26 protein-coding genes are annotated in these 25,791 nt (G+C 41.9%); 18 read left to right on the plus strand and 8 right to left on the minus strand.

Annotation, left to right across the window (positions count from 1 at the left end; translation table 11 throughout):
• Window positions 1-19: 19 nt before the first annotated feature.
• From ISP07_RS12870 to ISP07_RS12920, 11 genes are all read left to right on the plus strand, one after another.
• Window positions 20-1,009, plus strand: a complete 990-nt coding sequence (locus ISP07_RS12870) for a COX15/CtaA family protein (protein ID WP_054554450.1) — start codon at window positions 20-22, stop codon at window positions 1,007-1,009.
• A 9-nt stretch (window positions 1,010-1,018) separates the two neighbouring features.
• Window positions 1,019-1,927: a heme o synthase gene (gene cyoE, locus ISP07_RS12875; protein WP_054554449.1), complete on the plus strand. Its 909-nt coding sequence runs from the start codon at window positions 1,019-1,021 to the stop codon at window positions 1,925-1,927.
• Window positions 1,924-2,541, plus strand: a complete 618-nt coding sequence (locus ISP07_RS12880; protein ID WP_194442656.1) for an SCO family protein — start codon at window positions 1,924-1,926, stop codon at window positions 2,539-2,541. The genes cyoE and ISP07_RS12880 overlap by 4 nt, the downstream gene beginning before the upstream one ends.
• A gap of 164 nt (window positions 2,542-2,705) precedes the next feature.
• The gene (locus tag ISP07_RS12885; protein WP_054554447.1) at window positions 2,706-2,978 is read left to right on the plus strand and encodes an STAS domain-containing protein; all 273 of its coding nucleotides are present in this window, start codon (window positions 2,706-2,708) and stop codon (window positions 2,976-2,978) included.
• Between the two features lie 9 nt (window positions 2,979-2,987).
• Window positions 2,988-3,350, plus strand: coding sequence for a response regulator (locus ISP07_RS12890; RefSeq protein WP_054554446.1), 363 nt, complete (start codon window positions 2,988-2,990; stop codon window positions 3,348-3,350).
• Window positions 3,351-3,365: 15 nt separating this feature from the next.
• Window positions 3,366-5,447, plus strand: a complete 2,082-nt coding sequence (locus ISP07_RS12895; RefSeq protein WP_209327856.1) for a chemotaxis protein CheA — start codon at window positions 3,366-3,368, stop codon at window positions 5,445-5,447.
• Window positions 5,444-5,929 carry a chemotaxis protein CheW gene (locus ISP07_RS12900; RefSeq protein ID WP_054554444.1) on the plus strand — a complete coding sequence of 162 codons (486 nt, stop codon included), beginning with the start codon at window positions 5,444-5,446 and terminating at the stop codon, window positions 5,927-5,929. The genes ISP07_RS12895 and ISP07_RS12900 overlap by 4 nt, the downstream gene beginning before the upstream one ends.
• 29 nt (window positions 5,930-5,958) lie before the next feature.
• Window positions 5,959-8,286 (plus strand): methyl-accepting chemotaxis protein, encoded by a 2,328-nt coding sequence (locus ISP07_RS12905; protein ID WP_209327857.1) that lies wholly within the window; start codon window positions 5,959-5,961, stop codon window positions 8,284-8,286.
• Between the two features lie 64 nt (window positions 8,287-8,350).
• Window positions 8,351-9,169: a CheR family methyltransferase gene (locus ISP07_RS12910; RefSeq protein WP_054554442.1), complete on the plus strand. Its 819-nt coding sequence runs from the start codon at window positions 8,351-8,353 to the stop codon at window positions 9,167-9,169.
• Window positions 9,166-9,783, plus strand: a complete 618-nt coding sequence (gene cheD, locus ISP07_RS12915; RefSeq protein ID WP_054554441.1) for a chemoreceptor glutamine deamidase CheD — start codon at window positions 9,166-9,168, stop codon at window positions 9,781-9,783. Before ISP07_RS12910 ends, cheD begins: the two co-directional genes overlap by 4 nt.
• Before the next feature lie 8 nt (window positions 9,784-9,791).
• On the plus strand, window positions 9,792-10,826 hold the full coding sequence (locus ISP07_RS12920; RefSeq protein WP_138601017.1) for a protein-glutamate methylesterase/protein-glutamine glutaminase: 1,035 nt from the start codon (window positions 9,792-9,794) through the stop codon (window positions 10,824-10,826).
• On the opposite strand, the gene ISP07_RS12925 is transcribed toward ISP07_RS12920, so the two are convergent.
• Window positions 10,813-11,844 (minus strand): polysaccharide deacetylase family protein, encoded by a 1,032-nt coding sequence (locus tag ISP07_RS12925; RefSeq protein ID WP_228290611.1) that lies wholly within the window; start codon window positions 11,842-11,844, stop codon window positions 10,813-10,815. The two genes, ISP07_RS12920 and ISP07_RS12925, sit on opposite strands and share 14 nt — an antisense overlap.
• On the opposite strand from ISP07_RS12925, the gene dinF reads away from it, so the two are divergent.
• A complete protein-coding gene (gene dinF / locus ISP07_RS12930; protein ID WP_209327858.1) occupies window positions 11,821-13,155 on the plus strand; it encodes an MATE family efflux transporter DinF in 1,335 nt (444 codons plus the stop codon). The genes ISP07_RS12925 and dinF overlap by 24 nt on opposite strands.
• 1 nt (window position 13,156) lies before the next feature.
• Here the strand turns inward: dinF and ISP07_RS12935 are convergent, their stop codons facing one another.
• Both ISP07_RS12935 and nfuA read right to left on the minus strand, forming a co-directional pair.
• Complete coding sequence (locus ISP07_RS12935) at window positions 13,157-13,426, minus strand: hypothetical protein (RefSeq protein ID WP_054562862.1); 270 nt, start codon at window positions 13,424-13,426, stop codon at window positions 13,157-13,159.
• 14 nt (window positions 13,427-13,440) lie between these two features.
• On the minus strand, window positions 13,441-14,016 hold the full coding sequence (gene nfuA, locus ISP07_RS12940; RefSeq protein WP_209327859.1) for a Fe-S biogenesis protein NfuA: 576 nt from the start codon (window positions 14,014-14,016) through the stop codon (window positions 13,441-13,443).
• Window positions 14,017-14,160: 144 nt separating this feature from the next.
• Here nfuA and ISP07_RS12945 point away from each other — a divergent pair, with 144 nt between their 5' ends.
• Window positions 14,161-16,713, plus strand: a complete 2,553-nt coding sequence (locus tag ISP07_RS12945) for a M14 metallopeptidase family protein (RefSeq protein WP_209327860.1) — start codon at window positions 14,161-14,163, stop codon at window positions 16,711-16,713.
• Between the two features lie 6 nt (window positions 16,714-16,719).
• Here ISP07_RS12945 and ISP07_RS12950 read toward each other — a convergent pair whose 3' ends face one another.
• On the minus strand, window positions 16,720-17,436 hold the full coding sequence (locus ISP07_RS12950) for a ComF family protein (RefSeq protein ID WP_138601023.1): 717 nt from the start codon (window positions 17,434-17,436) through the stop codon (window positions 16,720-16,722).
• A 58-nt stretch (window positions 17,437-17,494) separates the two neighbouring features.
• On the opposite strand from ISP07_RS12950, the gene bioH reads away from it, so the two are divergent.
• The 3 genes from bioH to ISP07_RS12965 all read left to right on the plus strand — a co-directional run bounded on the left by bioH (window position 17,495) and on the right by ISP07_RS12965 (window position 19,515).
• Window positions 17,495-18,232 (plus strand): pimeloyl-ACP methyl ester esterase BioH, encoded by a 738-nt coding sequence (gene bioH, locus ISP07_RS12955; protein ID WP_209327861.1) that lies wholly within the window; start codon window positions 17,495-17,497, stop codon window positions 18,230-18,232.
• A gap of 101 nt (window positions 18,233-18,333) precedes the next feature.
• The gene (locus ISP07_RS12960) at window positions 18,334-18,642 is read left to right on the plus strand and encodes a hypothetical protein (protein ID WP_054554434.1); all 309 of its coding nucleotides are present in this window, start codon (window positions 18,334-18,336) and stop codon (window positions 18,640-18,642) included.
• Between the two features lie 6 nt (window positions 18,643-18,648).
• Window positions 18,649-19,515 carry a putative metalloprotease CJM1_0395 family protein gene (locus ISP07_RS12965; RefSeq protein WP_209327862.1) on the plus strand — a complete coding sequence of 289 codons (867 nt, stop codon included), beginning with the start codon at window positions 18,649-18,651 and terminating at the stop codon, window positions 19,513-19,515.
• 67 nt (window positions 19,516-19,582) lie between these two features.
• On the opposite strand, the gene ISP07_RS12970 is transcribed toward ISP07_RS12965, so the two are convergent.
• The 4 genes from ISP07_RS12970 to greB all read right to left on the minus strand — a co-directional run bounded on the left by ISP07_RS12970 (window position 19,583) and on the right by greB (window position 23,582).
• Window positions 19,583-21,898 carry a Tex family protein gene (locus tag ISP07_RS12970; protein ID WP_209327863.1) on the minus strand — a complete coding sequence of 772 codons (2,316 nt, stop codon included), beginning with the start codon at window positions 21,896-21,898 and terminating at the stop codon, window positions 19,583-19,585.
• A 135-nt stretch (window positions 21,899-22,033) separates the two neighbouring features.
• Window positions 22,034-22,630, minus strand: a complete 597-nt coding sequence (locus tag ISP07_RS12975; protein WP_209327864.1) for a CBS domain-containing protein — start codon at window positions 22,628-22,630, stop codon at window positions 22,034-22,036.
• A gap of 49 nt (window positions 22,631-22,679) precedes the next feature.
• The gene (locus ISP07_RS12980) at window positions 22,680-22,985 is read right to left on the minus strand and encodes a hypothetical protein (protein WP_054554430.1); all 306 of its coding nucleotides are present in this window, start codon (window positions 22,983-22,985) and stop codon (window positions 22,680-22,682) included.
• Window positions 22,986-23,099: 114 nt separating this feature from the next.
• On the minus strand, window positions 23,100-23,582 hold the full coding sequence (greB, locus tag ISP07_RS12985; protein WP_209327865.1) for a transcription elongation factor GreB: 483 nt from the start codon (window positions 23,580-23,582) through the stop codon (window positions 23,100-23,102).
• Between the two features lie 166 nt (window positions 23,583-23,748).
• Here greB and ompR point away from each other — a divergent pair, with 166 nt between their 5' ends.
• The gene (ompR, locus tag ISP07_RS12990; protein ID WP_054554428.1) at window positions 23,749-24,468 is read left to right on the plus strand and encodes a two-component system response regulator OmpR; all 720 of its coding nucleotides are present in this window, start codon (window positions 23,749-23,751) and stop codon (window positions 24,466-24,468) included.
• Between the two features lie 5 nt (window positions 24,469-24,473).
• Window positions 24,474-25,769: a two-component system sensor histidine kinase EnvZ gene (gene envZ, locus ISP07_RS12995; protein WP_138618428.1), complete on the plus strand. Its 1,296-nt coding sequence runs from the start codon at window positions 24,474-24,476 to the stop codon at window positions 25,767-25,769.
• The last annotated feature ends 22 nt before the right edge of the window (window positions 25,770-25,791 follow it).

Consider the following 25,791-nt stretch of genomic DNA (forward strand, 5'->3'; position numbering starts at 1 on the left):
CCTCATTAAGGGGATAAAGATGTATAAAAATTATAAATATTTAGTCTTAATTACGGTTTTCTTCTCAATCTTAGTTGTTGGGCTTGGTGCTTATACACGGCTGAGTGATGCTGGGCTTGGCTGTCCTGACTGGCCTGGGTGCTATGGATTTTTAACCGTGCCAAAACATGAAACTGCTCTGTTACATGTTGAGCAAAACTACCCTGATATGATGTTTGAGGCTGCAAAAGCATGGAAAGAAATGATCCACCGCTATTTTGCCGGTGCCCTTGGCCTATTAATTTTAGCTTTGTTTGTTTTTGCATTTTTAAAACGTCAATATCCAAATATGCCGGTTAAGCTGCCATTAGCACTATTATTACTGGTGGTATTCCAAGCCGTATTGGGCATGTGGACTGTCACTATGAACCTACAACCTTTAGTTGTAATGGGGCATTTGCTCGGCGGTTTTAGTATTTTGTCGTTGCTGTTTTTATTGTATCTACGTTTAAAGACCGAACCTGTTGCTAGCAGTGATAGCGGCGCAAAGCCATATTACCGGTTAGCGCTGGTGGGCTTGGTGGTGCTTATACTGCAAATTGCATTGGGTGGCTGGCTTGCGGCGAATTATGCAGCTCCACATTGCAATGGCTTACCGCTGTGTAGCTACGGACAACCGTTTTCTTTGAAGAGCGTTTTTCAATTACCGCTCGAGCACAGTACCTATGAATATGGTGTGCTATCGCAGCAAGCGCGTATGTCTATTCATTTGCTGCATCGTATTTGGGCGCTGGTTACTTGTGTAGTGTTAGCGCTGATCATGTGGCGCATATATTCACGCTGTTACTCACGAAAAATTAAGCACTGTACCGTCACTGTATTAATCGCTTTGTTGTGCCAAATCTGTTTAGGTCTAGCTGTTGTGCACTGGCACTTTCCATTAAGTGTTGCGCTTGCGCACAACCTAATGGCCGCATTGTTACTGCTTAGCATGGTAAGACTATGCTTCCACTTAAAAATAAGAACCTAGGAGGCTGTGATGGCATTATTACTAAGCTCAGAAAAATCATTATTTATTCAAAGCTCAGAGTTACTTAAAGATTACTTAGCTATAAGTAAATTTAAAGTGGTTGCCATGCTTGTACTCACAGCATGGGTTGGTCTGGCATTAGCTCCTGATGTTGGGCGAGGAGTATTTGTGCAACTCGCAAGCTTGCTAGGCATTGGCTTGCTGTCGGCCGCAGCTGCTGTGATCAATCATGTTGTTGATAGTGAAATCGACAGTAAAATGGCACGTACGCGCCATCGCCCTGTGGCAAAAGGTCGACTCAGTAAACAGCACGCTTTGAGCTTTGCTGGAGTGATTGGCGTAATAGGTTTTATGATGCTTGTGATTTGGGCGAATACACTTACAGCCATTCTTACTTTGTTTGCGCTTGTTGGCTATGCCTTTATTTACACTTCATTTTTAAAGCGTGCCACACCGCAAAATATTGTTATTGGTGGTTTGGCTGGAGCTATGCCACCGCTGTTAGGATGGGTATCTGAAACTGGCCATATGGCTGCTGCACCATGGTTATTGGTGATGATTATATTTACCTGGACCCCACCACATTTTTGGGCATTAGCGATTGCACGTAAAAGTGATTACGAGCGGGCAAAAATTCCGATGCTGCCAGTTACTCACGGTATTGAATTTTGTAAAACATGTGTAGTGGCTTACAGCATTTTACTCGCGTTAGTGTGTGTACTGCCTTACTTAATTGGTATGTCAGGGCTAATTTATTTGCTTGGGGCGAGCATACTAAATGCTGTTTTCATTTATAAGGCGCTGAAGCTGAAAATAGCACCTAAAGATGATACTGCAATGGACTTATTTCGTTTTTCAATTGTGCATTTAATGCTACTCTTTATTGTCTTATTTATTGATAAATGGTTAGTTTTATGACGCGAATAGTCGCTTTATTATTTATGGGCTTGGTGTTATTTATTGCTGGATGTGAAAAAAATAATAGCGTCCCTGAGGTGGAAGCGCTGGTTTATGAGCAAGCGAAACCGATTAGTCCTTTTTCATTAACTGATCAACATGGTGCGCCTGCAAATAACAGCCAATTTATGGATCATTGGAATTTGGTCTTTCTAGGTTACACCAGTTGCCCAGATATTTGTCCAATGACACTGGCAAAACTAACCGCGATTCAAAAACAGTTAAGTCAAGATTACAAAGTACAAGTATGGTTTGTTGCTGTTGATCCAAAGCGTGACACAACTGAAAAGCGTAAAGCTTATATTGATTACTTTAATCCTAACTTTCTTGCTGTTTCAGGTCCGCATAAACAACTTTTTCCATTTGTAAGAGAGTTAGGCTTAATTTACGCAATTAACGATAGCGATCAGCAAGAATACGCAGTTGATCATAGTGCATCAGTTGTTTTAGTTGATCCTACAGGCTCTGTTAGAGCTATTTTTAAACCACAATTTAAGCAAGGTAATGTGCCATTAGTAGATGCTAGCAAGTTAACGGAGGAGTTTAAGTTAATAGCAGACTATTATGCAGAATAAAGCATTTGCCTTGCGATATTAGCTAACAATAGTAAATACATTTTTTGCCATAACTCGCTAAGCTACTAAAAAAATTTACTATTTTTTAAAGCAATTTATGGCAATTTCGTTTAGTCAGTCTAAGCTTTTATTATGAATTGTTTTAAGCAGGGAAGATTCAAATAATGTTAAAGCTCCCTATTGAATTAGCCATTACTCAGGTCGAAACACTCCATCAAGATTTGTTACAAGAATTGTCTGCGAATGACGATATTTGTCTTGATATTAGTGAAGTGACACGAGCTGATACGGCGTCAATTCAGCTTTTATGTGCGCTGCAAAAACATTTGCTTTCGGTACAACACAAAATCATATGGGTTGGTGAAAGCAAGCCTTTGCAACAAGCAATTACTAGTTTGGGTTTAAGCCATTATCTTGTGCTTGAAAATGCCAATTAAGAGGTTTTTATGAAGAGAATTCTAGCTGTCGATGATTCTGCATCAATGCGCCAAATGGTCAGCTTTACACTAAAAAAAGCAGGCTTCGATGTAACAGAAGCAAAAGATGGTAGCGAAGCACTAAATATCGCTAAGCAACAAGGTTTTGATGCGGTTATTTCTGATGTGAATATGCCTGTCATGGATGGCATTACTCTTATTCGCGAGCTGCGTAGCTTACCTAATTATAAATTTACACCACTACTAATGCTGACCACAGAGTCAGGGCTTGATAAAAAAACAGAAGGTAAAGCTGCTGGAGCAACAGGGTGGATTGTTAAACCATTTAATCCTGAGCAATTGTTAGCGGTATTGAAAAAAGTGATTCGCTAATAATAGGAGCGGGGCATGAGTATAGATCTAAGCCAATTTTTTGAGGTTTTCTTTGAAGAAAGCTTCGAAGGTCTTGATGCAATGGAAGCCGAGTTATTGAACTTGGTGCCAGGCGAAGAAGACTTGGAAACGATAAATACAATTTTCCGTGCTGCACACTCAATAAAAGGAGGCAGTGGTACCTTTGGTTTCAGCGCCGTTGCTGACTTTACTCATGTACTTGAGACTTTGTTAGATCAAATCCGTGAAGGCGCTCGTACCTTAACCGCAGAACACGTTAATCTACTTCTCAAGTCGGTTGATTGCTTAAGAGCGTTGTTAAGAACATTACAAGCGGAGCAGCAGCCAGACTTAACAGAGGCTGATGAGTTACGGGTTAAATTTGAAGAAATTCTGGGCATGCGCTCTAAGAGCAAAGTTGTTCAGCAGCAGGCAGTTAGTAACGAAACTAACATAAAAAATACCTTTCAAATTGACTTCAAACCCCATCATCATTTATTTAAAACTGGCAATGAACCACTGTACATGATCAGTGAACTTGCTGAGTTGGGTGAGCTAGAAACACAAGCCTTTCAAGATGATGTCCCCGATATTACTAACCTTGCCCCCGAAGACTGTTTCTTATCATGGCGTTTTTTCTTAACCACAGACAAAGAGCAAAGTTGCATAGAAGAAATTTTTGAGTGGGTTGAGGATGACGCTGACATTGCTATCACATTGTGCGGTGGCTTGTTTGGTGATGAAGAAATTACAACGACTGAAACGGCTACAGCAGTTGTCGAACAAAAGAAAGAAGTCGAGCCTATTCCAGTTAAATCAACTACTGATACGAAAAAACCAGTACCCGTTAAAGCGACCACAGCCAATGCAGAGTCAACCTCAATCAGGGTTGGTATCGACAAAGTTGATTCATTGATCAACATGGTGGGTGAGTTAGTTATTACTCAAGCGATGTTAAGCCAGTTAGGTGAGCAAGAAATAACCGAAGCAACCATCGCCTCGTTACAAGAGGGCTTAGCGCAACTGGCACATAATACTCGTGACTTACAAGAAAATGTCATGCGTATTCGTATGTTACCAATAAGCTTTGTATTTAGTCGCTTCCCTCGGTTAGTTCGTGATATCTCGCAAAAGTTGGATAAACAAGTTGAGCTTAAATTGCTTGGTGAACAAACAGAACTAGACAAAACGGTGATGGAGAAGCTTTCTGATCCTATGGTGCATCTAGTGAGAAACTCCTTAGATCATGGCTTAGAGACAGTTGATAAGCGTGTTGCTGCGGGCAAAGACCCTGTTGGCACTGTGACGCTTAATGCATTTCATCAAGGCGGTAATATTGTTATCGAAATTATGGATGATGGTCAGGGGCTCAACACGCAAAAGATCAGAGAAAAGGCGATAAAAAATGGCTTGATCTCTGAAAGTGACGATTTAAACGATAACGAAATTAATGAGCTTATCTTTTTACCTGGCTTTTCGACAGCGGATCAAGTGAGTGACTTATCTGGCCGCGGTGTTGGTATGGACGTGGTTAGGCGTAATATCGAAGCGCTCAGTGGCTCGGTTGAGGTGGCTTCAGCGCCAGGTGTCGGTTCAACCTTCACCATCCGGTTACCTCTTACTCTAGCTATTTTGGATGGTCAATTGGTTAAAGTTGCCCAGCATACATACATTATTCCACTCATTTCTATTATTGAGTCACTACAAATTGATATCAGCAAAGTCAGTCGCGTCGGTAAAGATTTAGATGTACTTCGTTTGAGAGATGAGTACATCCCAATTTTAAGGCTTTACAATATTTTTAATCACAAAGGTGCGATAGAAACGCTTGATAGAACTTTGTTGGTTGTTGTTGAGAGCGATAATCAAAAAGTTGGTTTGTTGGTTGATGATTTATTATCACAGCAACAAGTGGTTATTAAAAGTTTAGAGGCGAATTATCAAAAAGTTGATGGTGTATCAGGAGCGACAATTTTAGGAGATGGCAGAGTATCTTTAATTATAGATATCAGCGGCTTAATTAAATTGTCAGGCTTAAGGAAGCCAGGAAGCCAAGAGTTAATTATTGAATCTAAAGCTAATTTGGAGGCGTCATGATTGTTGAGCACGATGACCTACAAAGTAAGCTGAATATCGGGCAAGACGAAGATATTAAACAGTTTTTAACCTTTTTCATGGCTGATGAAGAGTACGGTGTAGATATTCTTACGGTACAGGAAATTCGTAGTTGGGAAGAAATTACTGAAATTCCAAACTCACCTGACTTTGTTAAAGGCGTTATAAATTTGCGCGGCACTATAGTTCCTATTATTGATTTACGGCTGCGCTTTGGCTTGCCCGCTGTCACTTATGGACCGTTAACTGTCGTTATTGTACTGAAAGTTAAACTAGAGAGCACATGTAAAATTATGGGTATCGTGGTTGATGCCGTGTCGGATGTCTATAGCATTGCAGAGCATGAAGCGAAAGCGGTGCCGCACTTGTCTGACTCAGACAACACTCAATTTGTTGCGGGTTTAGTCAATGTGGGTGAAAAGATGGTCGCGTTACTAGACCTACAAAAAACAATGGACATTTAATTGGGTAGATTAACAAGAAGGTGAAGGGTATGGGATGGTTTAGTAGTCCTAAAAACGTTGAGTCAAATAATGATTTAGTTGTTGCAGCACTGAACAAATCGCTGGCAGTTATTGAGTTCGAACCAAGTGGAAACATAATCACTGCGAATGCTAATTTTTTGAATGCCATGGGTTACCGACTTGAAGAAATTCAAGGGCAACATCACGCAATTTTTGTTGATGACCAAGAAACTCAAAGTCCTGAATACCAACAGTTCTGGCAGCGCTTGCGCACAGGTGAATTTATGTCAGATGAATTCAAGCGGTTTGCCAAAAATGGTAAAGAAATTTGGATTCAAGCTACCTATAACCCAATTATTGATAGTAATGGCAATGTCGTTAAAGTTATTAAGTTTGCCAGTGATATTACAGCGCAAAAAGAGCTAGAAAAAAAATCTAAGCGTGATGCAGATCTGTCAAACGCGCTTCGGGTCTGCCAAGCCAATGTGATGATTGCTAATAATGACCTAGAAATTATTTTTGTTAACGAACAAGTACAAAAAATGCTTAAGTTTCGTGAAGAAGCTTTAAAAGAGGTGCTGCCAAACTTCTCGGTTGATAGCTTAGTTGGCACCTGTGTTGATGACTTTCATAAGCAACCATCTCATCAGCGTGAAGTACTAAGAACCTTGACCGAGCCTTTTAAAACAACGCTTAAAATTGCGGATTTAATATTTAGTTTAATAGCAACGCCGTGGCTCAGTGTATCTGGAAGTCGCCTAGGAACAATTGTTGAATGGCAAGATATCACTGATAGCGTGGCAAAAGCGGAAGCTGAAAAACGTGAAGCAGAAGAAAATCTTCGTGTTCGACGCGCGTTAGACCGTGTGGCAACCAATACCATGATTGCAGACGCCGGCAATAATATTATTTACATGAACGAAGCTGTTTTAAATATGATGAAAGCAGCTGAAAGTGATTTACGTAAAGACTTACCTAATTTCAACAGTAGTAACCTCATTGGTCAAAATATTGATGTGTTCCATAAAAACCCAGCACATCAGCGCAATATGCTGGCGAAGCTGAGTAGCACATATAGCACTGAAATATATGTTGGTGGTCGAACATTTGGATTAGTTGCAAACCCTATCTTTACGCCAGAAAACGAACGAATTGGTACGGTTGTAGAGTGGGAAGATAGAACAGCTGAAGTGGCGATTGAAAAAGAAATTGCAGGCCTTGTTGCTGCTGCCGGGAATGGTGATTTAGAAGCGCGTGTTGAAGAAGCGGGCAAACAAGGATTCTTCTTACGTCTAGCGCAGGGCTTGAATAGTCTAGTTAGTATCGTCGATGATGCAGTAAAAGACACGGGCAATATGCTTGATGCCATGGCAAATGGTGATTTATCAAAACGAATAGAACAAGAGTACCAAGGTTCATTCGATAAGTTAAAACGTGATGCAAATGCCACAGCTGATAAGCTTACTGAAGTGATTAATCGCATTAATACCTCTGCAACGCTCGTTGCCAGTGGTGCAGAAGAAATTTCGCAAGGTAATGCAGATTTAAGTCAACGGACTGAAGAGCAAGCTTCATCACTTGAAGAAACAGCATCAAGCATGGAAGAAATGACCAGTACGGTTCGTCAAAATGCTGATAATGCAAAAGAAGTGAATGAACTTGCGGAAGAAACGCGTACAAAAGCGCAAAAAGGTGGTGAAGTTGTCAATCGCGCCGTAACCAGCATGTCGGCAATTAATGAATCGAGTAAGAAAATTGCTGACATCATTAGTGTGATTGATGAAATAGCTTTCCAAACAAACCTACTTGCGTTGAATGCTGCAGTCGAAGCTGCACGAGCAGGTGAGCAAGGCCGAGGTTTCGCTGTTGTTGCTGGTGAGGTCCGTAACTTAGCACAGCGTTCAGCCGCCGCAGCAAAAGAAATCAAAGAATTAATCCGAGACAGTGTTGGCAAAGTTGAAGATGGTACATTACTTGTTAATGAATCAGGTTCAACATTGCAAGAAATAGTAACAGCAGTACAAAGAGTTACGGCAATGATCTCTGATATTGCCCAAGCATCAGAAGAGCAAAGCTCTGGCATTGAGCAAGTTAATAAAGCCATCGCTCAAATGGATGAAATGACTCAACAAAATGCAGCTTTAGTTGAAGAAGCATCAGCTGCGGGCGAATCAATGGCTGAACAAGCAAATGATATGCGCCGCTTGTTAAACTTCTTCTCGTTATCAAATAACGAAGTTGATATTTCAAACAGCGCTAGTTCAGCGCCTGCAGCTAAACAGCCAAGCTCACCAGTGCGTTCGGCACCAAAAGGCAACAATTTTGTTGATCCCAGTGACGAGTGGGAAGAGTTTTAAACTCTTCCCGACTTTATCCTAATAAGTTAATTGCACCGACTGTTACAGCTGCAGGGTCTAACACATGAAAGAGTTTTTATTAACGGATAATGATTTCAAGGCTATTTCTTCTCAGGTGTACGATGCGTGTGGCATTGTATTGGCGGAGCATAAACGTGAAATGGTTTACTCGCGTTTAGCAAGACGTATCCGCCATCACAAGCTAAAGAGTTTTAGGGAGTACTTAGGTTTTCTTGATGAGAATAAAGAGCAAGAGTTCAGTGAATTTATTAATGCTATAACCACTAATCTGACTTCTTTTTTTCGTGAGCCCCATCACTTTAATTACCTGAAAAATACTATAGTGCCAAAACTATTGGTTGGTAATGCAAAACAAAAGCGGGTAAGGGTCTGGTCAGCTGGCTGTTCCACTGGCGAAGAGCCTTATACGATTGCTATGACATTGCATGGTTTATTTCCACCCGATTGGGATGTGAAAATTTTAGCCACCGATTTAGACTCAAATGTACTCGCAAAAGCGCAGGCTGGCACCTATACCGCAGCAAATGTGAATGGACTAGACAAAAGCCATCTTAAGCGCTGGTTTTTGAAAAGCCACGATGGAGAACTTTATAAAGTAAAGCCCGAACTACAAAAGAACATTTTTTTTAAGCGTCTAAACTTATTACAGAGCTGGCCTATGAAAGGACCGTTTGATGTGATTTTTTGTCGTAATGTTGTTATCTATTTCGATAAGCCAACCAAAGACGAACTTTTTAAACGCTATCACGACTTACTGACTAACACTGGCTACTTATTTTTAGGGCATTCAGAGACATTAGGGAAGGATCATAAGGAATTTAAAAACTTAGGCCAGACTATTTACCAAAGGGGCGGATCATGAATAGTCACTTCCGGCCTGTTATATCTGGCTTTGAGCATGTGAAACGGTTTTGGGATAATCGTCGTGGGAAGGTAATTGCTAAGGTATTACCTGGCGAGTTTTATGTCTCTAAAACTGATGAATTGATCACGACAGTGCTTGGTTCATGTATTGCAGCATGTATTTATGATGAAGGCCTAGGAATTGGCGGCATGAATCACTTTATGTTGCCTGTAGAAAAAGGAGTCGATCCTAGTAATGCTCATAGTCTTAATTGTCGTTACGGTAACTGGGCAATGGAATATCTGATCAATGAAATCCTTAAAAACGGTGCTTCTAGGCGCAATCTCAAAGTAAAACTGTTTGGCGGCGGGAAAATAATCCGCTCAATGACTGATATTGGTGTTGGCAACATTCGTTTTGCAAATGCTTATATACTTGAGGAAGGTTTAGATTTAGTATCTCATGATGTCGGTGGGCCTTGGCCCCGAAAGGTGATGTTTGATCCTCAAACAGGTAAAGCCCAAGTAAAAAAAATGCGTGAACTGCATTCAGATAAGCTCGAAAAACGTGAAATCAAATACCTACACGATATCGAACAGCAAGATGCAGAAACGGATATTGAATTATTTTAGGAGAGCAAATGATCAAAGTACTCATAGTTGATGATTCTGCTTTGATCCGTGGTTTACTCAAGGAAGTACTCGAGCAAGCAGAAGACATTCAAGTTGTTGGCGCGGCAGAAGATCCTTATCAAGCCCGAGATTTAATTAAGCGCCTCAATCCTGATGTCTTAACGCTGGATATCGAAATGCCGAAAATGGATGGATTAAGCTTTTTAAAAAACTTGATGCGCCTTCGTCCTATGCCAGTTGTGATGATTTCAACACTGACTCAAAAAGGCTCACCCATTACACTGGAAGCCCTCGAAATTGGTGCTGTTGATTTTATTGCTAAACCAACTATCAATGTAACAGAAAACTTGCAGCGATATGCACATTTACTTCATCAAAAAGTACGCACAGCCGCAGGTGCAAGAATACGTGCATTTAAAGAAACAAAAATTGAAGACGATAGCGCCTTAACAGCACTGCAATTTAAGCCCAATAGTGTACTTGCAATTGGTGCTTCAACAGGTGGAACAGAAGCAATTAAAGAAGTGCTTGTGCGCATGCCAGAAAACTGTCCACCGATAGTGATTACACAGCATATCCCGCCGGTTTTTAGTACTTCGTTTGCGATGCGCATGGATAGAACCTGCAAAATTAGTGTTAAGGAGGCTGAACATGGCGATAAGTTACAGTCAGGTTGGGCGTACATTGCGCCAGGCGATCAGCATTTAAGTGTAGTGAAAAAAGCAGGCGGCCTATACTGCCAGCTTGATACTAATGAGTTGGTTAATCGCCATCGCCCAGCGGTTGATGTGCTATTTAACTCCTTGGTTGTGGCTTGCCCTAAAGCGGTTGTGGCTGCGTTATTGACCGGTATGGGCAGCGATGGCGCAAAAGGCATGCTCGCATTAAATCAAGCAGGAGCTTACACCATCGCGCAAGATGAATTATCGTCAGTGGTATGGGGCATGCCAAAAGCCGCAGTCGAACTCAATGCGGCTAATGAAGTGGTTCGCCTTGATAAAGTCACAGCGCAAATGCTAAAACAAGCAGTTAAGGTACAATAACCCAAGGTTGAGAGAACCAATAATAGCTGCCTTTCTTCGCGATAGAAGGGGCCGTGCAGTTAAAGCGAGAACGGCCTTTTTTCAGTTTTTCAGGTGATGTGATCTTCACCGTATCTTTACTAAGCCAGGTTAAATCAGCTTGACCAATACCTGATACATAACAAGCAAACTGGCTTTTATGAAAGTCCTGCATATCAAATTGCATCGTTAAACTAGGTGGGTTTTCGTCTGTCACACTATCTGAGTAGGTGAGCTGTTTGATAGTGAATGCTTGAGAGTCGAGTTTAGTGGCAAGTGTTTCAAGCTTTGAATAAAAGCCCGATGCTGGAAAACGTGGTAATCGGGTAAAGTCAGAATGGATACCAACAGCACCCGAATGCTGACCTATACCAACAAAGCCTAGCGATTTTACTAGTTGTTGCAATGAATTATTAAACTCGCCATAAGGGTAAGCGAGGTATTTATAATCATGGCCAATTTCTTCTTTAATTCGCTGCTGGGCAGATAAAATGTCTTTTTTAGTCCGTGCAAGCCATGCTTCTTCACTCTCGCCTGGTTGTTTGCGATGTAAGTAATTATGAATTTGCGTATGGTTGCTAATTAAGGCACCTTTTTTCGATAGCTCCTTTAACTGCTGCCAAGTCATTACATAGCTTTTGCCTTCATCAATTAGCTCGGGATTGACGAAAATAGTGTACGGATAGCCAAATTTTTCTAAGATGGGCGCTGCTTCTTCATAGTTATTTTTGTAGCCATCGTCGAAGGTAATCGCGACGGTTTTATCTGTTAGCGGTTGGCCTGTTTGTAATGAGGTAATGAGTTCATCTAATGGAATAACGTTAAAGTTATTATCTTTTAAATATTGCATATGTTCAGTGAATGTTTCGCTACTGACACTGGTGACCGCAGGAAGGCTTTCACTGACGTGGTGATACTGTAGAATGACTGCACCATGGGCGCGCAAAGATAAACCTAACAGGACTGCAAATACTACATGAAACATTTTCTTAAACGTCATAAGGCACACCATAAAAGTTTACTGTTATTAGCCGGTCCGATGATTTTATCAAATATTACCGTGCCAATGTTAGGTTTAGTTGATACTGCTGTAATCGGCCACTTAGGAAGCGCTCACTATTTGGCTGGTATAGCGTTGGGCTCAGCAGTTATCTCGTTATTATTTTGGCTAGCAGGCTTTTTGCGCATGAGTACCACAGGTTTGGTTGCCCAGGCTTATGGTAAAAGCGATCATACCTTGCTCGCTGAGCTATTAAAGCGCAGCTTGTTACTAGCAACAGCGGTTGCGCTATTATTAATAGCGCTGAGTATACCTATTCAATCCTTAATGGCATATTTATCAAATGCTAATGAAGCTGTTTTAGAACAAGCAAATAGCTATTTTTCGATTCGTATTTTTAGTGCGCCAGCTGCTTTGTGTAATTTGGTTTTACTTGGTTGGATGCTAGGTGTCCATTATGGCCGCGGGCCTTTTTATTTATTACTAATCACCAATATTACCAATATCGTGCTTGATATTTATTTTGTGGTGTTTCTTGATTGGGGTGTGGCTGGAGCTGCGTGGGCGTCTTTAATTGCTGATTATATCGCACTTGCTTTTGCACTTATGTTAGTTCCACAGCTCGCCAAAAAGCAAGGTGTTAATCTTGCTGTGAAAGCCTGGTTAAGTGTTGCTAAGTTACTTGATTTGGTGAGCTTAAATCGCGATATTTTTATTCGCTCATTAGCACTCCAGCTATGTTTTAGCTTTATGACTTTTTATGGCGCACGGATCGGCGAAACAACCTTAGCGGCTAATGCCGTGTTGCTAAACTTTTTAATGTTGGTGAGCTTTGCGCTTGATGGTATTGCTTATGCAAGTGAGGCAAAGGTCGGTAAAGCGAAAGGTGAGCACAGCGCTAAGCAGATTAAGTTATGGGTTAATTTGAGCTTGTTTTGGGGCGGGTTATTTGCACTGTTTTATAGCCTTATATTTTTATTATTTGGTGAGGCAATTATTCGCTTACTTACCGATGTGCCCGAAGTTATCAGCCTTGCAACGGTTTACCTTCCTTGGGTGATTATATTGCCTATCGCGGCGATGGGTTGCTTCTTATTTGATGGTGTATTTGTCGGCTTAACCCGTGCTAAAGACATGCGTAATACTATGTTATTTAGTGCTCTAGTGGGCTTTTTTGGACTGTTTTGGGTAGTGAGTAGCTGGCAAAATCATGGTTTATGGTTTGCGATGACCAGCTTTATGCTAATGCGCGGGTTAACGCTGTGGTTTCGCTATTGTAAAATTGTCAATAATCAGCAATTATTAGATTAAATTACTTCCACAAATCAGGGTCGTGATTTTTGGGAGACGAGCGCTCTAAAACTTGCGCAAAACGGTTGGCAAAAATACCTAAGTAGCCCCAACCAGCAAAGAATAAAGCCACTGCTAGTATGGCTAGGCCAATTAATTGAAATAGTGCGGGTCCATAGTAACCTATGGCAATAAAAATCACGGCTAGCACAAATAGTGCTAGGCCGCGAAGAAAGCGTTTTAAGCTTAACTTGGGGTCGCTACCTAAGCGAAATACCCATTTTTTAAGCATGCTTAATATACCGGTTAGTAGTAAGAGTGCTCACCAGATTGGTGATCAGTAATGTCTCTTACACCGTTGATTTCGTCAAACTTGGCGATCATTTCTTTCTCGATGCCTTCTTTTAGTGTGACGTCAATCATTGAACAACCGTTACAGCCACCACCAAATTGCAGTACCGCGATGCCGTCAGCAGTAATTTCTACTAGGCTAACTTGGCCGCCGTGGTTAGCGAGCTGAGGATTAACTTCAGTTTCAAGCATATGTTGAACACGTTCTTGCAGTGATGCATCGTCGCTAAGTTTACGTGCTTTCGCATTTGGCGCTTTAAGCGTTAACTGAGTACCCATTTTGTCAGTTACAAAATCGATTTCAGCTTCTTCTAAGAAAGGGGCGCTTTCTGCATCAACAACGGCATCAAAACCATTGAATGGTATACGAATATCAGTCGCTTCAACGGCGTCTTCTGGGCAGTAAGAAACACCACACTCAGCCTGCGAAGTACCTGGGTTTACTACAAACACACGAATGTTTGTTTGTTCAGCTTGGTCTGCTAAAAGTTTAGCAAAATGAGATTGTGCAGATTCAGAAATAGAGATCATAAAACGGACTATACTTGACTAAATTACTCGGATACTGTGTATCATACTCCGCTCATCGTGTTGTCGCCAGTGTTGAGCGTAAAAAGTTGCATCTATTTTATCGAATGGTAGCGTTAAAACATCAAATAATTACGGGTGCTATCTATGCGTTTCATAATAACAATATTAACCATGCTAGTGAGCGTCAGCGCATTAGCAAAACCTCTTTCTTATTACTTTGAACAAGATGTGAAATTTGACCCAAGTATTCCGACTCCTGAGCAGGTGTTAGGCTACGAAGTGGGTGAGTGGCATGTACGTCACGATCAACTTGTGCAATATATGCAAATTCTTGCTGAAAAAAGTGACCGAATGAATTTTAAAGTAATCGGTCGCACTCATGAGCAGCGTCCACTGGTGATGCTAACGGTTACAGCGTCCGACAAACTTGACCAAGTAGAGCAAATCCGCAAGGCTCACTTAGCTCGCCTAAATGGTGAAGCGAGTGACTCAAGCAAACAGCCTGCAGTTGTTTGGATGGGTTACAGTGTTCATGGTAATGAATCATCAGGCAGCAATGCATCGCTTCTCGTTGCTTATTACCTTGCTGCAGCACAGGGGCCAGAAATCGATGCCTTACTTAACAACACGGTTATTTTACTAGACCCATCATTAAACCCAGATGGCTTAGCGCGTTTTGCAAATTGGGCAAACAGCAACCGCGGCATGAAGTTATCATCAGATCCACAAACTCGCGAGCATATCGAAAGTTGGCCAAGCAGTCGTACTAACCATTACTTGTTTGATTTAAACCGTGACTGGTTGTTACTGCAGCACCCAGAATCGCGTGCACGTATTGCACAGTTTCACCAATGGAAACCGAATATTCTAACTGACTTTCATGAGATGGGCCCAAACAGCACTTATTTTTTCCAACCAGGGATCCCAACCCGTAAGCACCCAATCACGCCTGAAGAAAATGTCACGCTGACTAAAGCAATTGCAAACTATCATGCAAAGACACTTGATGAGCACAACGCACTTTACTTCACTGAAGAAAGCTTTGATGACTTTTACTATGGTAAAGGCTCAACTTACCCAGACGTCAATGGCGGTGTAGGCATCTTATTTGAACAAGCGAGCTCGCGTGGTCACTTACAAGAAACGATCAACGGTCCGTTAAGCTTCCCGTTTACAATTAAAAATCAGTTATTAACTAGCTTATCGACATTCCAAGCAGCGATTGATAACCGTACAGACTTACTTGATTATCAAGCAAAATTTTACAACAAAGCAGTTGATCTTGCTGGTGATGAAGACTTTAAAGGGTATGTAGTTAAAGGCGGCGCTGATCAAAGCCGCATGCAATACTTCCTTGATTTACTTAGACAACATCAAATCAATGCGTACATGTTAGAAGAGCCGTTAAAAGTAAACGGTCAAAGCTTTTCTGAGCAGAGCTATTATGTGCCATTAGCACAGCCACAATTTCGTTTAATTAAAGCAATTTTCAGTGAGCAGCAGCGTTTTGTTGATAATACGTTTTATGATGTATCTGGCTGGACACTTGCTCATGCCTTCAACCTAGAATTTGCAAAGGTAAGCAGCAACTGGGGTTTAAATGTGGCAAAAAAGCCTTGGCAGCAAAGTGTTAAGTCAAGCTTTGCAGCATTACCGCAAAGCTATGCTTACGCATTCAAATGGGATGACTACCTAGCGCCAAAAATGCTTAATAGCTTACTCGAGCAAGGCGTGAAAGCACGTGTGGCATTAAGCCCACTAACAGCAAAAACACCATCAGGTGAAATCGCTTTTGAGCCAGGTAGTATTCTTGTTCCTGCTGGTCTGCAAACTGATAGCAACTGGGTTAGTTATTTAAACCAAGCACAGAATGAGTTTGGCATTGAAATTACACCCATTAGTTCGGGCTTAACGGTGAAGGGGGCTGATTTAGGTTCTCGTGCAATGGCGGTTGTGAAAGCGCCTAAAGTATTGCTAGTGGGTGGTCAAGGAACTAGCCAGTATGAGCTGGGAGAAGTGTGGTACTACTTAGATCGTTTTGTTGGTACAGCGCCAAGCATTATCGAAATGGAACGTTTAGGTAACATCGACCTTGAAAACTACAGCCATATTATTTTAGCGCACGGAAATTTCAATCGTCTTGATGATGCGACTAAAGTGGCTATTAAGTCGTGGGTGCGTAAAGGCGGTGTTATTTGGGGTCACAAAGGCGGTGCTAAGTTCTTAGCCGATCAGCAGCTACTAAAAGCCAATTACTTATCTCGTCGTGATGTAGCGAGTGCCTTTGATACCACAGGGCTTAGCTATGCTGATAAAGATGACTTAGCAGGCCGTCAGCGTATTGCAGGGGCTATTTTTAATACCTCAGTGGATTTATCTCATCCACTTACCTATTCGCTGAATCGTAATACATTACCTGTGTTTAAGAATAGCACTTGGCTACTTGAGAAGTCAGATGCCCCATTTGTTAATGTGCTTACTTACACAGATAAACCGCTTTTAGCTGGCTTTACTGATGACGTAAACGTAGAGCAAGTAGCGGGTGCTGCTGGCCTCATTGCGCATTCATATGGCAAAGGCAGTGTGATAGGCATGACAGATAACCCAGTATTCCGTGGTTACTGGTACGGCACGAGTCGATTACTAAGCAATGCCTTATTTTTTGGTAATGCCTTTCATGCCTCTGGTGATAAATAATCACACTTAATCATAATGCAGGTTGCCTAACCCTGTTAGGCAAGTGAGCATAGCCCATATTTGCTTCGCCCCTGCATTTTTTATGGCTTCTGTCGCAGCATTTAAAGTTGCGCCAGAGGTCATCACATCATCAACAACTGCCACGGTTTTCCCTGTTAAATCTTGCTGACAAACAAATGCATTTTGTAGATTTTTAACTCTTTTCGCTTTACTTAACTGTGATTGTGCTTTGGTTGCTTTTTGCTTGTAAAGAGCTGAACTAACAGTACATTGCTGGTTTTTTAAAACAGGCAGCCAAGTTTGGCTTACCTGATTAAAGCCGCGTGCTAAAAAGCGTTGATTATGCAGAGGCAGCACAATAAAAAGGTCGGGCCAATTTGCATTAACTTGACGAGCTAATTGCAGCTGTTTCCCTATCACTTGTTGTAGTGCCACACGAAAATATTGTTGGTCATTAAATTTCAATTGCTTGAGCCAAAGTTTAAAAGGTGCTTGATACCACGCACAGGCAATTAAATGGTCAAAATTACTATCAGGAAATGCATCACATATATCTGGTCGGTGTAACAGATTTGGATGGCGTGTAAGGTCAAATAAATTAAGGTCATCTAAACAATACTGACACAAAGCTTGATCAGCCTGTATGTGATTCTGGCAGCTAATGCAAAAGTTGGGGAATAGTGCGTCTAGCCCTAGTTTTAAGGCATGAGGTAAGTGAGACATTGCATTCATTCCTTTAAACGCTATTATGAGCGCTAAGTGTGGTTGGGAAATACAAATTATGCAAAATGAGATGGTGCTATTACATGGCTGGGGAATGAACCAAGGGGTTTGGCAAGTGATCAAACCTGAGCTTGAGTTTTTTCATTATGGTGAAGTCCGTTGTCTCGATTTACCTGGCTTTGGTAACGCACAGTCTATTCCCATACCTTACACTTTGCACGCTGCGGCTGAGCAACTAAGTACACAGCTAAATGATCAGTCTATTCTTGTTGGCTGGTCGTTGGGCGGGCTTTTTGCCTTGTATATTGCAGCACATTGGCCTGACAAAGTAGCAAAGGTTGTGTTGGTTGCCTCAACGCCTTTTTTTGCGCAAACCGACGAATGGCCGGGTATCAAACCTGACGTATTAAATGCATTTAAAGATCAGCTAGTTAGTCACAGAGAAAAAACGATAGAACGGTTTTTGGCGATACAAGCGATGGGCAGTGAATCAGCGCGGGATGATATTAAGCAACTTAAAGCACTTTTAAACCAATACCCTGCGCCTCAAGAGCAAGCTTTAAGTGCGGGCTTAGACATTTTACAGCAGGATGATTTACGGGAACTATTCGCTAACCTTAGCGTACCTGTGCGTGGTATTTTCGGTCGCTTAGATTCATTAGTACCGTATCGTGCGATTGAAAAAATGCATGCCATACAACCCCAGTTTGAATACGAGGTTTTAGATAAAGCTTCACATGCGCCTTTTATTTCTCATAAAGCAGCATTTATATCAGCACTGAAATCAATGTGTTAAGCAAAACTCGCTGAGAGGCCAGAAAAATAGCGGGATTTAGCTTTATTTTGCTCGTTTTATGAGCGATACTTACCGGGTAGATCTCACTGTTGGAGGGTGTTATGCCAATCAGTTCTGTTTTTAATAATGCGGTAGAAGGTTATAACCGTGCAAGCCAAGGTATCGAAAAGGCAAGCGCTGAGATTAGCCGTGCCTCAATTGATCAGCAAGATGATGCCCAATTAGCTCAACAACGCCAATTACAAGCGGCGACTCCAAATGAAGCTGTAACTCCGCCAGTTTCACAACCTGCCCCAATTGATGAGTCGCTTGTTAACTTAAAAGTTGAAGAGTTTAATGCAAAAGCCAATATCAACACGATTCAGACTGCTGATGAAGTGCTCGGCACATTAATAGATATTAAAGTTTAAAAACTTATGAATATCGTCACTCCGTTTCCTTCGATTAATATCAACACGGCGAACGTGCACACCGAAAGTGCTCGCCGTGATAATCAGTTACGTGAAGTGATCCCGCCACCTGCCGCTACCAAGCCGAGTAACGCAGAAAATAAAACCCTGAATGATGGCGACAAAACCAAGCAGCCGGGTTCTGAGGCGGGTACGTATGATGCAAAAGGGCGTCTGGCTGAAGACAAGGTGATTGAAGAACGTAAGCAAGGTGGTGAGCAAGAAGAGCCTGAACAATCAGAGCAAGAACAACAAGAAGCTAAACAAGAGCAGCAAAAAGAGCAAAAGGTTGCCCAGCAAGAGCAGCAAGATGCTGAGCAAATTAAAGAGCTAAAAGCCCGCGATACCGAAGTACGTATTCATGAGCAAGCTCATGCATCAGTGGGGGGGCAATATGCGGGCTCACCAAGCTATGAATATCAACGCGGTCCTGATGGTACGAACTATGCTGTGGGCGGCGAGGTGCAAATTGATGTTGCTGTAATTGAAGGCGACCCAAAAGCCACAATTGAAAAAATGCAGACGGTGCGTGCTGCAGCACTTGCACCACAAGAGCCTTCGAGTGCTGATCGTTCAATTGCCGCAGATGCCACGCAAAAGCTGATGGCAGCGCAGGCTGAACTTGCCAGTCAATCAGCTGATGGCGATGCTGATTCAGGCAAATCGACCTTCAAAATAAACAGTGAGTATGCCGAAGATAGCGCTACTCAAACCAGCGAAACCAAAACAGCAAAGCGTGATGTTGAAGTAGATGAGCGCGCTGCTCGTATTGCTAATTTTTATCAAGCAGCGACCTTGCCAACTAATCAAAATCAGTTCTCTGCTTTTATTTAAGCTCCTAAAATAAAAAACCGCGTAAGTTTACACTTACGCGGTTTTTTCGATTTATACCTACAGCCTATTATTTTTTCACTTTTGCATTGGCAAATGCATCAGCAAAGGCATTACCCATGGCAACATTGCCAAATTCGCGTTTTTGTTTAGGTGCACTTTTCGCTTTCGCAGCTGGCTTAGGTTTGCTAGCTGATGCGGCTTTATTGCTGGTATCAACATCATCGTCTAAACGCATGGTAAAGCTAATACGTTTACGGGCAGCATCTACTTCAACTACTTTTACTTTTACAATATCGCCCGCTTTAACCACTTCACGTGGATCAGAGATAAACTTGTTCGTAATAGCAGAAATATGCACTAAACCGTCTTGGTGTACACCCACATCAACAAAGGCACCAAAGTTAGCAACGTTAGACACTACACCTTCTAAAATCATACCCGGTTTTAGGTCATTAATGGTTTCAACACCGGCTTTAAATTCAGCTGTTTTAAACTCAGGGCGCGGGTCGCGGCCCGGTTTATCAAGTTCTTTGATAATGTCGGTAACCGTTGGTAAACCAAACTTTTCGTCTGTGTAGTCGTTCGCAACGAGCTTGTTTAGGATGTCAGAGTTACCAATTAGGCTGTTAACATCTAAGTTGTTCTTCTCGCAGATACGCTTAACAACTGGGTAGGCTTCAGGGTGAACTGACGAGTTATCAAGAGGATCTGAGCCTGTGCTGATACGTAAGAAACCGGCAGCTTGTTCAAAGGCTTTAGGCCCTAAACGTTCAACTTTTTTAAGTTCAGAACGTTTGCTAAATGAGCCATTCGCATCACGGTAGCTAACAATGTTTTGTGCTAACGTTTTGTTTAAGCCAGATACGCGAGTAAGTAGTGGCACCGACGCCATATTTAAGTCTACACCCACTGAGTTTACACAGTCTTCAACCACAGATGTTAGCGTTTGACCAAGTTGGCTTTGCGATACATCGTGCTGATATTGACCTACACCGATTGATTTAGGCTCAATTTTTACCAGCTCAGCAAGTGGGTCTTGTAAGCGGCGCGCGATAGACACAGCACCACGTAGTGAAACATCAAGGTTAGGGAATTCATTGGCGGCAAACTCAGACGCTGAATAAACAGAAGCGCCCGCTTCACTGACCATAATTTTATTTAGCTTAAGCTCACTGTTCGCTTTGATCAGCTCTGCAACTAACTTGTCAGATTCACGTGAAGCCGTACCATTACCAATAGCGATTAGCTCAACTTTATGCTGGCGGCATAGTTGTTCTAAAGTACGAAGTGATTTATCCCAATGATTTTGTGGTGCGTGCGGGAAAATTGTTTGTGTTGTTAACAGCTTGCCAGTGCTATCGACAACGGCAATTTTACAACCAGTACGTAGGCCAGGATCGAGTCCTAACGTAGTACGTGGACCTGCAGGAGCGGCCATTAATAAATCTTTTAAGTTTTTAGCAAAAACGTCAATTGCGCCGGTTTCTGCTTTTTCGCGCATTGCACCTAAAAATTCATTCTCAAGGTGAAGGCTTAACTTAATTTTCCATGCCCATTGCACTACGCCCATTAACCAACTACTTGCAGCAGAATTGCTAACATCTAAGCGATAATGATCGGCAATCATTTGTGCACACACTTGCGCCGGATTTTCTGCGCCAGGCTCTGGGTTGATACTAAGTTGTAACACGCCTTCATTACGCGCACGCAGCATAGCAAGTGCACGGTGTGATGGTACTTTTTTTAGTGGTTCTTGATGCTCAAAGTAGTCGCGGTACTTTACGCCTTCATTTTCTTGACCAGCGATTACAGTACTTTCAATCTGACCATGTTGTGCGATATGACTACGGAATTTAGCAAGTAGTTTGGCGTCTTCTGCAAAACGCTCCATTAAGATAAATTTAGCGCCATCGAGTACCGCTTTATTATCTGCAAAGCCTGCATCGGCATTAATGTAGTCACTTGCTTGTTGTTCAGGGTCGAGGCTAGGGTTGTTAAATAGCGCATCGGCAAGCGGCTCAATACCCGCTTCAATGGCAATTTGTCCTTTTGTACGGCGCTTAGGTTTGAAAGGCAGATATAAATCTTCAAGCTCAGTTTTACTGTCAGCGTTATTAATATCAGCACTTAGCTCAGCAGTTAACTTGCCTTGCTCTTCGATAGTATTAAGGATAAAGCTGCGGCGCTCTTCTAATTCACGTAAATACGATAAACGCTGCTCAAGTAAACGTAATTGCGTGTCATCTAAGCCACCAGTTACTTCTTTACGATAACGGGCGATAAAAGGAACTGTGGCACCTTCATCAAGTAATTTGATTGCAGCAACAACTTGTGGTTGCTGGGCACTTAGCTCAGTTGCTAAGCGTGCAGAGATATTGCTCATGCATAACCCTTTTTAAAAATAGAAAATCAGTAAAACTGAAGATTAATTGCCTGAATAATATCACAATAAGAAGGCCTTAAAAGCACTGCTTTTAAGGCCTGCAAAAATAGTCTTACACAACGCGGGTTTTAACGCTTAGTGCGGGTGATCAACCTGCTGTAATACTTCGCTGAAGCCATTAGCAATTGGGTTGATATTAACAGGAATATGTAATTTTTTAGCAATTTCACGGGCTGAAATCAAACCACAAATTTCATGTTCAGCGCTGGTTACTAAAAGGAACATCATACCTTGGTGTTCCATAGTTTGCAGTGCATCGCCAATGCATGCATCGCCAATGCATGCATAGCTAATACTTTGTAAGCTTACACCAGCTAAGCTGCTAAGTGGTGTCATTACATGCTGCAAAGTAACTTCATTGCGATGTAAATTGAGGCGCTGAGCAAGAATCATGATTTTAGAGCTTTGTAAGTCAGCACTTGAAGTAATACCAATAAGCTTTTCGTCATTATCTACGACTAAAATAAAGTCAGAACAACGACTGCTGGTTTGTTTAAGTGCATCGACAATACTCAAATCATGATGTGCTCGCACAGGGTCTTTGCTTGTAAAGCTATTTAATACTTTTAGCGCTGGAGAAGTTAAGTCGAGGGTTGGTTCAACTTCGTTTACAGTATTAGATAAAGCACCATTAGAAATGTCTTGAAGACGTAATTCTTTGAATTTATTCATTTTGATCACCATACATTTTAATAAAACTGAAATAGAAAATTTGAGTTAATTAAAAAGCAGGTGGTCCTCGCTGGTGCGCGCTATAAACAGACACCTTATTACAAGGGGGAACATACGAAACAACAGGCGCATCTTGCAGTGGTTGGGCTACATTAGTGATGAACGCAGGAGTATGTTTATCGAGGTCGGTATCTAAGTTAGCAGGGTCTGCACTATCACACGCAATAAAATGAGCAGTTGGCGTAACACTGTCTGAGTGGCTTTCTATATCACTGGCGTAAGATATCAAACTCACACTAATTAATAGTGCGAATACAATGGCATTACTCATTATGCGTTGTATTGCGTTTGACATACTTACTACCTTCTAAAACTCAAGTAATGATTTATCTTGAGTACCTTTAGTTATAGATCACATTTTTAGACTAAACAATCACTAATTAACGCTTTCTGAATTTTCTGGCAAAAATTATTTCGCATCCGGATAAGTTATCTCGTTGATATACCATTCTTTTGCGCCTTCAGGCGTGATCACTGAAAAATCATCATCTACCTGTTTGCCAAGGAGCGCTCGAGCCATAGGTGCATCAATCGAAATGTAATCTTTGCGCTCGTAAATTTCGTCGGGGCCGACAATGCGAAAACGCTTTGTATCGCCTTGTTCATTCTCAATTTCGACCCAAGCACCAAAAAACACTTTACCTGCTTGTTGCGGGTTGTAGTCAACAATTTTAAGATCTGGCATGCGTTTACGAAGATAGCGCACACGGCGATCTATCTGTCGTAAAACACGCTTATTAAACTGATAATCTGCGTTTTCAGAACGGTCGCCCAAGCTTGCTGCCCAAGTCACAATTTTGGTAATTTCAGGGCGCTTTTCATGCCATAAGTAGTCATGTTCTTGTTGTAATTGCTGATACCCTTCTCGGGTTATTAAATTTGTCTTTGCCATTTTATTCAGCCTAAAAAGAAAACCAGCCGCAAGGTATAAAAGTCTTTTACCTTTGTCGAGTCGGATTTTGAAATGTTCAGTAACAATCTAAGCGCGTAATTCGTTTTTTATTCTTAACTTTTTCATTTATATTAATAAGTAACATATTACAAAAAGAATGAAAGTTATGGGACACGAAACGACAAAAGTATTGGTTGTTGATGACGATATGCGCTTACGTAGTTTGCTAGAGCGTTACCTTGTAGAACAAGGCTTTATTGTTCGCTCAGCAGCAAATTCAGAGCAGATGGATCGCTTATTAGAGCGCGAGAACTTCCACTTGATTGTATTAGATTTAATGTTACCAGGTGAAGATGGATTATCAATTTGCCGTCGTTTACGTCAAAAAGAAAATGACATTCCAATTGTAATGCTTACAGCCAAAGGCGATGAAGTTGACCGCATAATCGGTTTAGAGCTTGGTGCTGATGATTACATTCCTAAACCATTCAACCCACGTGAACTGTTAGCGCGTATTAAAGCAATTTTACGTCGTCGTGCGAAAGAAGTGCCAGGTGCGCCTGCTGCCGAAGAAAACGAAATTAGCTTTGGTGACTTCACACTAAACCTTGCGACCCGCGAAATGAGCCATGGTGATAAAACAATGTCGTTAACCAGTGGTGAGTTTGCGGTATTAAAAGCATTAGTGACTCATCCTCGTGAACCGCTTAGTCGCGATAAACTGATGAACTTAGCGCGCGGTCGTGATTACAGTGCGCTTGAGCGCAGTATCGATGTGCAGGTTTCACGCTTACGCCGGATGATCGAAGTGGATGCCGCGAATCCACGTTATATACAAACAGTATGGGGCTTAGGCTACGTATTTGTGCCAGACGGTGAAAAATAACAGTAATGGGCATGTTTCCACGTAGTGCGTTTGGACAAACGGTATTTTTGGTTGCAGCCCTGCTGTTAATCAATCAAATTGTCTCTTATATTACGGTCAGTTTTTATGTTGTTAAACCAACTATAGAACAAGTAAACCTGATCCTATCTAAACAGGTGAAAACCGTGTTTATTGAATGGGAAGAAGGGGTTGAGGTTAGCAAGGAAGCTTCTGATAAGTTTTTTGAGATCACCGGCATCGAGGTCATGACCCAGCGCCAAGCAATGAGTCAGGGTTTGGCTGAAACTCGTGAGTACTCAATGCTATCGCGAAGCATGTCGAAAGAGCTCAATGGTTCTGCTCGGGTACGTATTAGCCAAACCGACCCACTTGTTTATTGGGTTGAAGCTCCACAAGCACCGGGTTATTGGGTACGCGTGCCGCTCACCGGCCTGCAAGAAAACAACCTAAAATTCTTAACCTTTTATTTATCGAGTATTGGCTTTTTAAGTGTGCTCGGTGGTTGGTTGTTTGCCCGCCATCTAAATAGACCTTTAAAAGCACTGCAACAAGCCGCTGTTAAAGTAGGGGTAGGTGACTTTTCTACCAAATTAGAAGAACAAGGTTCTACAGAAGTCATTGAAGTAACCCGTGCGTTTAACCAAATGTCGCGTGGTATTGCAGCTCTTGAGAACGACCGTCGGTTATTAATGGCAGGTGTTTCTCATGACTTGCGCACGCCGCTTACACGAATTCGCCTTGCCACGGAAATGATGTCGGACGATGAAGATTACCTGCGTGAAGGGATCATTCATGATATTGAAGACATGAATGCCATTATCGACCAATTCATTGAATATTTACGCCACCACAAACGTGAAGAACTTGAGCTAGAAGACTTAAACGCGATTGTGTCAGAAGTTGTCGAAGCTGAACAAAAACATCACCGCACTATTACCTTTAAAGAGAATCCGAGCTTAAGCGAAGTGCCAGTGAGTATGGTAGCAATAAAGCGTGTTGTTACTAATATGATTGAAAACGCAATTCGCTATTCAGATGGTGATATAGAGGTTGAAACCCGCGTGAGCAGTAATAAAAAGTTTGCCATGGTCGTGGTTAACGATCACGGTCCGGGGATCCCAGAAAGCGAACTTGAAACTGTATTTGAACCGTTTAAACAAGGTGATGCGGCACGTGGTAGCGAAGGCAGTGGCTTAGGCCTTGCGATTATTAAACGTATTGTCGATATGCACGGCGGCCGAGTACAACTACTTAATCGCCCAGAAGGTGGCCTCAGTGCGCAAATCTATTTGCCGTTTTAAAAGTATTTAGCTGTAAGCCTTA

Source organism: Pseudoalteromonas sp. PA2MD11 (genome assembly GCF_017808125.1).
Classification (GTDB): Bacteria; Pseudomonadota; Gammaproteobacteria; order Enterobacterales; family Alteromonadaceae; genus Pseudoalteromonas; species Pseudoalteromonas simplex.

Excerpts from the sequence above, each read along its gene's own strand:
- ISP07_RS12870 (WP_054554450.1), top strand. The coding sequence starts at position 20 with ATGTATAAAAATTATAAATATTTAGTCTTAATTACGGTTTTCTTCTCA.
- cyoE (WP_054554449.1), top strand. The coding sequence starts at position 1,019 with ATGGCATTATTACTAAGCTCAGAAAAATCATTATTTATTCAAAGCTCA.
- ISP07_RS12880 (WP_194442656.1), top strand. The coding sequence starts at position 1,924 with ATGACGCGAATAGTCGCTTTATTATTTATGGGCTTGGTGTTATTTATT.
- ISP07_RS12885 (WP_054554447.1), top strand. The coding sequence starts at position 2,706 with ATGTTAAAGCTCCCTATTGAATTAGCCATTACTCAGGTCGAAACACTC.
- ISP07_RS12890 (WP_054554446.1), top strand. The coding sequence starts at position 2,988 with ATGAAGAGAATTCTAGCTGTCGATGATTCTGCATCAATGCGCCAAATG.
- ISP07_RS12895 (WP_209327856.1), top strand. The coding sequence starts at position 3,366 with ATGAGTATAGATCTAAGCCAATTTTTTGAGGTTTTCTTTGAAGAAAGC.
- ISP07_RS12900 (WP_054554444.1), top strand. The coding sequence starts at position 5,444 with ATGATTGTTGAGCACGATGACCTACAAAGTAAGCTGAATATCGGGCAA.
- ISP07_RS12905 (WP_209327857.1), top strand. The coding sequence starts at position 5,959 with ATGGGATGGTTTAGTAGTCCTAAAAACGTTGAGTCAAATAATGATTTA.
- ISP07_RS12910 (WP_054554442.1), top strand. The coding sequence starts at position 8,351 with ATGAAAGAGTTTTTATTAACGGATAATGATTTCAAGGCTATTTCTTCT.
- cheD (WP_054554441.1), top strand. The coding sequence starts at position 9,166 with ATGAATAGTCACTTCCGGCCTGTTATATCTGGCTTTGAGCATGTGAAA.
- ISP07_RS12920 (WP_138601017.1), top strand. The coding sequence starts at position 9,792 with ATGATCAAAGTACTCATAGTTGATGATTCTGCTTTGATCCGTGGTTTA.
- dinF (WP_209327858.1), top strand. The coding sequence starts at position 11,821 with ATGAAACATTTTCTTAAACGTCATAAGGCACACCATAAAAGTTTACTG.
- ISP07_RS12925 (WP_228290611.1), bottom strand. The coding sequence starts at position 11,844 with ATGACGTTTAAGAAAATGTTTCATGTAGTATTTGCAGTCCTGTTAGGT.
- ISP07_RS12935 (WP_054562862.1), bottom strand. The coding sequence starts at position 13,426 with ATGCTTAAAAAATGGGTATTTCGCTTAGGTAGCGACCCCAAGTTAAGC.
- nfuA (WP_209327859.1), bottom strand. The coding sequence starts at position 14,016 with ATGATCTCTATTTCTGAATCTGCACAATCTCATTTTGCTAAACTTTTA.
- ISP07_RS12945 (WP_209327860.1), top strand. The coding sequence starts at position 14,161 with ATGCGTTTCATAATAACAATATTAACCATGCTAGTGAGCGTCAGCGCA.
- ISP07_RS12950 (WP_138601023.1), bottom strand. The coding sequence starts at position 17,436 with ATGTCTCACTTACCTCATGCCTTAAAACTAGGGCTAGACGCACTATTC.
- bioH (WP_209327861.1), top strand. The coding sequence starts at position 17,495 with ATGCAAAATGAGATGGTGCTATTACATGGCTGGGGAATGAACCAAGGG.
- ISP07_RS12960 (WP_054554434.1), top strand. The coding sequence starts at position 18,334 with ATGCCAATCAGTTCTGTTTTTAATAATGCGGTAGAAGGTTATAACCGT.
- ISP07_RS12965 (WP_209327862.1), top strand. The coding sequence starts at position 18,649 with ATGAATATCGTCACTCCGTTTCCTTCGATTAATATCAACACGGCGAAC.
- ISP07_RS12970 (WP_209327863.1), bottom strand. The coding sequence starts at position 21,898 with ATGAGCAATATCTCTGCACGCTTAGCAACTGAGCTAAGTGCCCAGCAA.
- ISP07_RS12975 (WP_209327864.1), bottom strand. The coding sequence starts at position 22,630 with ATGAATAAATTCAAAGAATTACGTCTTCAAGACATTTCTAATGGTGCT.
- ISP07_RS12980 (WP_054554430.1), bottom strand. The coding sequence starts at position 22,985 with ATGTCAAACGCAATACAACGCATAATGAGTAATGCCATTGTATTCGCA.
- greB (WP_209327865.1), bottom strand. The coding sequence starts at position 23,582 with ATGGCAAAGACAAATTTAATAACCCGAGAAGGGTATCAGCAATTACAA.
- ompR (WP_054554428.1), top strand. The coding sequence starts at position 23,749 with ATGGGACACGAAACGACAAAAGTATTGGTTGTTGATGACGATATGCGC.
- envZ (WP_138618428.1), top strand. The coding sequence starts at position 24,474 with ATGGGCATGTTTCCACGTAGTGCGTTTGGACAAACGGTATTTTTGGTT.